At 64.3% G+C, this 8,257-nt stretch carries 7 protein-coding genes; all 7 read right to left on the reverse strand.

Annotation, left to right across the window (positions count from 1 at the left end; translation table 11 throughout):
- The coding region (locus JNK68_14510) for an NADH-quinone oxidoreductase subunit M (protein ID MBL8541556.1) at positions 1-1,211 on the reverse strand (1,211 nt) is incomplete at its 3' end.
- A gap of 38 nt (positions 1,212-1,249) precedes the next feature.
- A complete protein-coding gene (nuoL, locus tag JNK68_14515; GenBank protein ID MBL8541557.1) occupies positions 1,250-3,262 on the reverse strand; it encodes an NADH-quinone oxidoreductase subunit L in 2,013 nt (670 codons plus the stop codon).
- A gap of 17 nt (positions 3,263-3,279) precedes the next feature.
- A complete protein-coding gene (nuoK, locus tag JNK68_14520; GenBank protein ID MBL8541558.1) occupies positions 3,280-3,585 on the reverse strand; it encodes an NADH-quinone oxidoreductase subunit NuoK in 306 nt (101 codons plus the stop codon).
- A gap of 76 nt (positions 3,586-3,661) precedes the next feature.
- Positions 3,662-4,288 (reverse strand): NADH-quinone oxidoreductase subunit J, encoded by a 627-nt coding sequence (locus JNK68_14525; GenBank protein MBL8541559.1) that lies wholly within the window; start codon positions 4,286-4,288, stop codon positions 3,662-3,664.
- Between the two features lie 103 nt (positions 4,289-4,391).
- Positions 4,392-4,880 (reverse strand): NADH-quinone oxidoreductase subunit NuoI, encoded by a 489-nt coding sequence (gene nuoI, locus JNK68_14530; protein ID MBL8541560.1) that lies wholly within the window; start codon positions 4,878-4,880, stop codon positions 4,392-4,394.
- Positions 4,881-4,895: 15 nt separating this feature from the next.
- On the reverse strand, positions 4,896-5,936 hold the full coding sequence (nuoH, locus tag JNK68_14535) for an NADH-quinone oxidoreductase subunit NuoH (protein MBL8541561.1): 1,041 nt from the start codon (positions 5,934-5,936) through the stop codon (positions 4,896-4,898).
- Positions 5,937-5,948: 12 nt separating this feature from the next.
- On the reverse strand, positions 5,949-8,257 hold a 2,309-nt coding region (locus tag JNK68_14540; GenBank protein ID MBL8541562.1), incomplete at its 5' end, for an NADH-quinone oxidoreductase subunit G.

Below are 8,257 nucleotides of genomic sequence, written 5' to 3' on the forward strand. Positions count from 1 at the left end.
GCCCCCATCACCACCATGAACTCGCCGACGAATCCGCTCGTTCCCGGCAGGCCGGAGTTCGCCATCGCGAAGAGCATGAAGAACGCCGCGAACACCGGCATCGTGTTCACCACGCCGCCGTAGTCCGCGATGAGGTGGGTGTGCATCCGGTCGTAGACGACACCCACGCAGAGAAACAGGGCACCCGCGACGAAGCCGTGGGAAACCATCTGCACGATGGCGCCTTCGAGTCCCGCCGCGTTGAAGAGGAACATGCCGAGCGTCACGAAGCCCATGTGCGAGATCGAGGAGTACGCGATCAGCCGCTTCATGTCGGTCTGCACCAGCGCCACCAGGCCGATGTAGACGATGGCGATGAGCGACAGGGCGATCATCAGGCCGGCGAGCTTGTGGCTGGCATCGGGCAGGATCGGCAGCGAGAAGCGGATGAAGCCGTACGCGCCGAGCTTCAGCATGATCGCCGCCAGCACGACCGATCCTCCGGTCGGCGCCTCGGGGTGCGCGTCGGGCAACCAGGTGTGCACCGGCCACATCGGCACCTTGACGGAGAAGGCGGCGAACAGCGCGAAGAACAGCAGGATCTGCGTGGTCATCCCGATGCGCAGCTGATACCAGTCGGAGAGCGCGAAACTGCCGTCGGAGGCGTTGTAGAGATAGATGAACGCGATCAGCGTGAGCAGTGAGCCGAGCAGCGTGTAGAGGAAGAACTTGAGGGCCGCATAGACACGGTTCGGCCCGCCCCACACGCCGATGATGATGAACATCGGGATCAGCGTCGCTTCGAAAAAGACATAGAACAGCAGGCCATCGAGCGCCGCGAAGACGCCGTTCATGAGGCCCGAGAGGATCAGGAACGAAGCCATGTACTGCGCGACCCGCGTCTGGATCACCTGCCACCCGGCCAGCACGACCAGCACGGTGGTGAAGCAGTTGAGCAGGATCAGCGGCGTCGAGATGCCATCGATGCCGAGGTGGTAGTTGACGTTGAAGCTCTCGATCCACGGCATCAGTTCCTCGAACTGAAAGGCGGTCTGCGCGAGATCGAACTGCGTGTACAGCGGGATCGCCACCAGCAGCCCGCCGATGGCGCCGGCGAGCGCGAGCACGCGCGCAAGCGGCGCGTTGCGGTCGTTGCCGGTGAAGAGGATGACGACACCCGCCAGGATCGGGAACCAGACGACGGTGGAGAGGAGTGGCAGGCCGAGGAGCATGTGTTCGCTGTGTGATGGTGTCGGGGGTCCGTGCCGCTTCAGACGCGGTTGAACCAGAGCGTGAGCAGAAGCACCACGCCGATGATCATCGTGAAGGCATACGTATAGATGTAGCCGGTCTGCAGGTGGCGGCTCAGCTTGGCGAACCAGCCCACCAGACGCGCCGAGCCATTGACCATCAGGCCGTCGATGAGCGTGACGTCTCCCACCCTCCACAAACCCGTGCCGACGCCGACGGTGCCGCGCGCGAAGACGCGCTCGTTGAAATCGTCGAATCCGTACTTGTTGTCGAGGATGCGCGTGATGAGGCCGAACTGTTCGCGCAGCCGGCCGGGCAGATCCGGCTTCACGATGTAGAGGAAGAACGCGGTGACGATGCCCGCCACCACCAGCCAGAACGGCAGCGTGAAGAAGCCGTGCATCACCATCGCGACGACGCCGTGGAATTCACTGGCCATCTCCGCCAAGCCTTCGTGCGCCGGCGCGATGAAGATCGAGCTGCCGAAGTAGTCACCGAAGACGATGTCGCCGATCAGCCAGCCGGCGCAGATCGAGGGGATCGCCAGCAGGATGAGCGGGATTGTCACCACCGCCGGCGACTCGTGCGGCGTGCCCCCGTGGCCGTGGTGATCATCGTGGCCATGACCGTGTGCCGCATGGGCATCACCATGACCGTGCGCCTCCCAGCGCGGCTTGCCGTGGAAGGCGTAGAAGATCAGGCGGAAGGTGTAGAGCGCCGTGACGAACGCGCAGGCGAGCACGCAGAAGTAGGCGAAGCCGGCGCCCGGCACGTGTGCGAGGTGAGCCGCCTCGATGATCGCATCCTTCGAGAAGAAGCCGGCGAAGGGCGGGAAGGCCGCATTGGCGAGCCCGCCGATCAGCATCGTCGCGTAGGTGATGGGCATGTATTTCCACAGCCCGCCCATCTTGCGCATGTCCTGCTCGTGGTGCATGGCGATGATCACCGATCCCGCCGCCAGGAACAGGGCCGCCTTGAAGAAGGCATGCGTAAAGAGGTGGAACATCGCGGCGGGATATGCGGACGCGCCGAGCGCGACGGTCATGTAGCCGAGCTGCGAGAGGGTCGAGTAGGCAACGACGCGCTTGATGTCGTAGACGACGATCGCGACCAGCCCCATGAAAAGTGCGGTGATGCCGCCGATCACGATGACCACGGTGCGCGCCGTGTCCGAGAACTCGAAGAGCGGCGACATGCGGGACACCATGAAGATGCCGGCGGTCACCATCGTCGCCGCGTGGATCAGGGCCGAGATCGGGGTCGGGCCTTCCATCGAGTCGGGCAGCCAGACATGCAGGGGGACCTGCGCCGACTTGCCCATGGCACCGATGAAGAGCAGCACGCAGATCAGCGTCATCAGCGACCACGGCACGTGTGGCAAGACTTCGACCGACAGGTCGGCCACGTTCGGCGCAAGCTCGAACACCGTGCCGTAATGCAACGTGCCGAAGACGCCGAAGACGATTGCAATGCCGAGCAGGAATCCGAAGTCGCCGACGCGGTTGACGAGAAACGCCTTCAGGTTGGCATAGATCGCAGTCGGCTTGCCGTAGTAGTAGCCGATCAGCAGATAGGAGACGAGGCCGACCGCTTCCCAGCCGAAGAAGAGCTGCAGGAAGTTGTTGCTCATGACGAGCATGAGCATGGAGAACGTGAAGAGCGATATGTAGCTGAAGAAGCGCTGATAGCCGCCGGGAGACGTCGCATCGTCGGCCATGTAGCCGATGGTGTAGATGTGCACGAGCAGCGAGACAAAGGTCACCGTCACCATCATCAGCGCCGAAAGGCGGTCGATCAGGAAGCCGACGTGCAGGCTCACGTCGCCCACCGTCGCCCAGGTGTAGAGGTTGCCGTCGAAGGTGTTGCCCTTGAGCACGTCGAGCAGGACCACCACCGATCCCACGAAGGCGGTGAGCACGCTCAATATCGTCACCCAGTGCGCGCCGGCGCGACCGATGGCGCGACCGAACAGGCCGGCGATCAGGGATCCGGCAAGCGGTGCCAGGGGGATGATGAGATACAGAGACTTCATGTCCACGTTCCTGTCCTTCAGCCTTTGAGCTGGTCGAGATCGTCCACGTTGATGGTTCGCGTCGCGCGGAACAGCACCACCAGGATGGCCAGTCCGATGGCCGCCTCCGCCGCTGCCACCGTCAGGATGAAGAAGACGAAGACCTGACCGGAAGGATCATCGAGAAAGCGCGAGAAGCCGACGAAGTTCATGTTGACGGCGAGCAGCATGAGCTCGATCGCCATCAGCAGGATGATGACGTTCTTGCGGTTCAGGAAGATGCCCACCACTGCGATCGAAAACAGGATCGCCCCGAGCACGAGGACGTGGGTCAGAGAGAGCACGAAAATCCCCTTCTATGCTGTAACCGACGGCCCGTCGTCGCGACGGGTGCGTCGGGCCGACAGGCCCGCAGGCCTGCTAAATCTTGTTGGTCGAGGGCGCGTCCCGCTTTTCCGCTGGCAGCGTCACGAGGCGTACACGGCCTTCCCGCCGCGCCATCACCTGCTTGGCGGGATCGACATGCTTGCTGTCCTTGCGCCGCCGCATCGTCAGCGCGATGGCAGCCACGATCGCCACCAGCAGCACCACGGCGGCGAGTTCAAACGGGTAGACGTAGTCGGTGTAGATGAGCTGCCCCAGCTCCTTCGTGTTGCTGAAGGTCGCCGATCGGGAGGGAGGCAATGGCATCTCGACGAGACCGAAGTACTTGCCGCCGACGACGAGGATCATCTGCGCCACCATGATGAGGGCGACGACCGCCCCGAGCGGCAGGTAGCGCCAGAAACCCTCGCGCAGGCGGTCGAGATTGATGTCGAGCATCATCACCACGAACAGGAACAGCACCATCACCGCGCCGACATAGACGAGCACCAGCGTAATGGCAAGAAACTCCACTTCCAGCAGCAGCCAGATGGCGGAACAACTGACGAACGCCAGCACCAGGAAGAGTGCCGAGTGCACGGGGTTGCGCGCCGTGATCACGCGCAAGGCGGCGAAAATCAGGATCGCCGCGAAGCAGTAGAAGAGAAAGAGCTGAAATGTCATTCCTGTCGTTGTCGCGGGTCAGTCGCCCGCGCCCCCCTAGTGTCCCGTCCCACTCGACCGCGTTATCGGAATCGGCAAGACGCCCCTCGCGCGCGAGGAAGCGTCAACGAAACCTCGAATCCGCCAGCCTGTCCTTGGCGATCTGCTCCTCGTAACGATCGCCGATCGCGAGCAGCATCTCCTTCGTGTACATGAGATCGCCGCGTTTCTCGCCGTGATATTCGAGGATGCGCGTCTCGACGATCGAATCGACCGGGCACGACTCCTCACAGAATCCGCAGAAGATGCATTTCGAGAGGTCGATGTCGTAGCGGGTGGTACGGCGCGTGCCGTCGTCACGCTGCTCCGACTCGATGGTGATCGCCAACGCCGGACAGACTGCCTCGCACAGCTTGCAGGCGATGCAGCGTTCCTCGCCGTTGGGATAGCGGCGCAGCGCGTGCAACCCGCGGAAGCGCGGCGACTGCGGCGTCTTCTCCTCCGGGAACTGCACCGTGATCTTGCGGGCGAACATGTTTCTGCCCGTGACCACCATCCCCTGCAGCAGTTCGTAGAGCAGGAAGGTATGAAAGAAGCTGCGGACGCGATCAATCATGGCATACCTCCTTCATCCCTGCGCACCGCCCCACACCCACAGCGGCGTCATGCGCCAGAGGCCGACGACCACGATCCAGATGAGGGTGAGCGGAATGAACACCTTCCAGCCGAGACGCATGATCTGATCGTAACGATAGCGCGGAAAGGTGGCGCGGAACCAGAGAAAGAGAAAGAGCACGAAGCATATCTTCGCGATCAGCCAGAAAATGCCCGGGATGGCGTTGAGCGGCCAGATGTTGAGCGGCGGCAGCCATCCGCCGAGGAACATGACGCTCGTCAGCGCGCCGACCAGGATCATGTTCGCGTACTCCGCCAGGAAGAAGACGGCGAAGGCCATGCCGGAATACTCGACGTGGAAGCCGGCGACGATCTCGCTCTCGCCTTCGGCAACGTCGAACGGCGCGCGGTTGGTCTCGGCCACACCCGAAATGAGGTAAACCAGGAACATGGGAAAGAGCGGCACCAAGTTCCAGCTCCAGAAGCCGCCGCCCTGCTGCGAGCGCACGATGTCCGACAGGTTGAGACTCTGCGACACCATCAGCACGCACACCAGCGCGAAGCCCATCGCGAGCTCGTACGACACGACTTGCGCGGCAGAACGCAGGCTGCCGAGAAACGCGTACTTCGAGTTCGACGCCCACCCGGCAATGATGACGCCGTACACCCCCATGGACGTGACCGCCATCACGTATAGCAGACCGGCGTTGACATCGGCCAGCACCATCCCCGCATCGAACGGCACCACCGCCCACGCCACGAGGGCGGGCATGATCACGAGCACCGGTGCCAGCACGAACAGTCCCTTGCTCGCCTCGCTCGGAATGATGATTTCCTTGGTGAGCAGCTTGAAGGCATCGGCGATCGGCTGCAGCCACCCCTTCGGCCCGACGCGGTTGGGACCGATGCGCACCTGCATGTAGCCGATCACCTTGCGCTCCGCGAAGGTCAGATACGCCACACATCCCATGAGCGGGGCGACGATGACGATGATCTTCACCAGCGTCCACACGGGCAACCAGGCGGGACCGAGGAGCTGTTCGAAAAATTCCATGGTTCGTATCCCCTAGACCACGACCCGCTGCTCGCCGGGCACGCGCTTCAGCGTGACGACGGCATCTTCCGCACCCAGCGAAGACGTGAGCGCGTGCCCCGCCGGCACGCGCACGCAGTCCTCCGGCAGTCGATCGTCGCGCTCGACGAACAGGATGGCCTCGCCGCCGCCCTGCTCGATGCGCACGCTGTCGCCCTCGGTGAGCTGCAGCTTCTGAAAGAGGGATCCATGCACGGCGGCGACCGGCGGCTGACCATCGCGCGTGCGCTGCAGCGCCGGCGCCCGGCGCACGATCGCATCGGCATCGTGAATGCGCACTTCCGCGATGCGCTGGATGCCAGATTGCGGCGCCGGGCCAAGCTCACCCAGCGCAACGCCGGAAATCGAGTTGCCGAGCGCGGCCGACAGGTCCGGATGTCCTGCCTGCAGATCGCCGCGCACCGCTTCGCTGGTGTCGTAGTCGAAGCCGGGGATGCCGAGAAGATTGCCGAGCACCCGCAGGACTTTCCAGCCGGGGCGCGCATCGCCCAGCGGGCGGGTACAGCCGTTGAAGCTCTGCGCACGACCCTCGGTGTTCACGAACGTGCCGGAAGTCTCGGTGAAGGGCGCGATCGGCAGCAGCACATTCGCATAACCCTGCGCACCGTGCCGGTACGCCGACAGGGCGACGACGAACCGTGCGGCTTGCATGGCCGCCAGCGCCTGCCGCGGGTTGGCACAGTCGAGTTCGGGCTCGACGTTGAGCAACACGTAGGCGGGCAGCGGTGTCGCGAGCATGGCCTGCGCGTTGGCGCCCACGGTCCGGTTGGCGAAGGGAATGGCGCCCGCAACATAGCCGCCGACGCTGTTGGCGGCCTCGCCGAGAAACCCGAAGCCCGCGCCCGTGACCGATGCGAGCGCCTGTGCCAGAATCTGCAGCTCGGCGGCGCGGGGATGGTGCTGCGCCTGATTGCCGAGAAAGATGCCGGCGCGGTTGCCCGCGAGCAGCCGCTCCGCGACCTGGCGGGCGGCGTCGGACACTTCCACCCCGCGCAGCATGGTGCCGAGCTTGAGCGCCTGCGCGAGGTCATGCGCCGCCGGCGCACCGCTCAGGTCCATCGCCGCCCTCAGCACCTGCGCCAGTCCATGCACCAGGTTGGCCGGCGACACGATGAGCTTGCCCGCAACCGGCATCAGCAGATCGTCATCGGTGGAATTGATCAGCGCAAGTTCGAGCCCGCGCTTGGCCGCCTGACGCAGCCGGTGCGTAAGCAGCGGGTGGTCCTTGCGCAGCACGCTGCCCACCACCAGCACGCGGTCGAGGCCGCTCACTGCCTCGATCTTCATGCCGAGCCACGGGATGCCCGCCATCCGGCCATCGGCCCGGAAATCCGCCTGCCGCAGGCGAGAATCGACGTTGTTGCTGCCGAGGCCACGCGCGAGCTTGGCGAAGAGGTACAACTCCTCGAGCGTCGAGTGCGGTGTGGCGAGAAAACCGATGGCCTCGCCACCGTTTGCGCCGCGTACCGCGGCGAGCCCCTTGGCGGCGACATCGAGCGCAGTGAGCCAATCGACCTCGCGCCAGCTTCCCCCTTCCCGCAGCATGGGCGCGGTCAAGCGGTCGGGCGCGTTCAGCCCCTGGTAGGAGAAGCGGTCCTTGTCGGAGAGCCAGCACTCGTTGATCGCTTCGTTCTCCAGCGGCAGCACCCGCATCACTTGCTTCTGCTTGACCTGTACGATCAGATTCGCGCCGAGCCCGCAATGCGGGCTCACCGAGCGCTCGCGTGCGAGCTCCCAGGTGCGGGCGGTGTAACGGAACGGCTTGGAGGTCAACGCACCGACCGGGCACAGGTCGATGACATTGCCCGACAGCTCGGAATCCACCGTCTTGCCGACGAAGGCGAGAATCTCGGAGTGCTCGCCGCGATGCGCCATGCCGAGTTCCATCACGCCGGCGATCTCCTGCCCGAAGCGCACGCATCGGGTGCAGTGAATGCAGCGCGTCATGTCGGTGGAGATGAGCGGCCCCAGATTCTTGTTCGGCACTACGCGCTTCATTTCCTCGAAGCGCGACGCACTGGCGCCGTAGCCCACGGCGAGATCCTGCAGCTGGCATTCACCGCCCTGGTCGCAGATCGGGCAGTCGAGCGGATGATTGATGAGCAGAAACTCCATCACCGCGTGCTGCGCCTTCTGCGCGTAGTCGGAACGGGTGAACACCTTCTGCCCGCTCGTCACCGGCGTCGCACACGCCGGTAGCGGCTTTGGCGCCTTCTCGACCTGCACCAGGCACATGCGGCAATTGGCGGCGATCGACAGTTTCTTGTGCCAGCAGAAGTGCG

The sequence above is a fragment of the Betaproteobacteria bacterium genome, assembly GCA_016791345.1.
GTDB lineage: Bacteria > Pseudomonadota > Gammaproteobacteria > Burkholderiales > JAEUMW01 > JAEUMW01.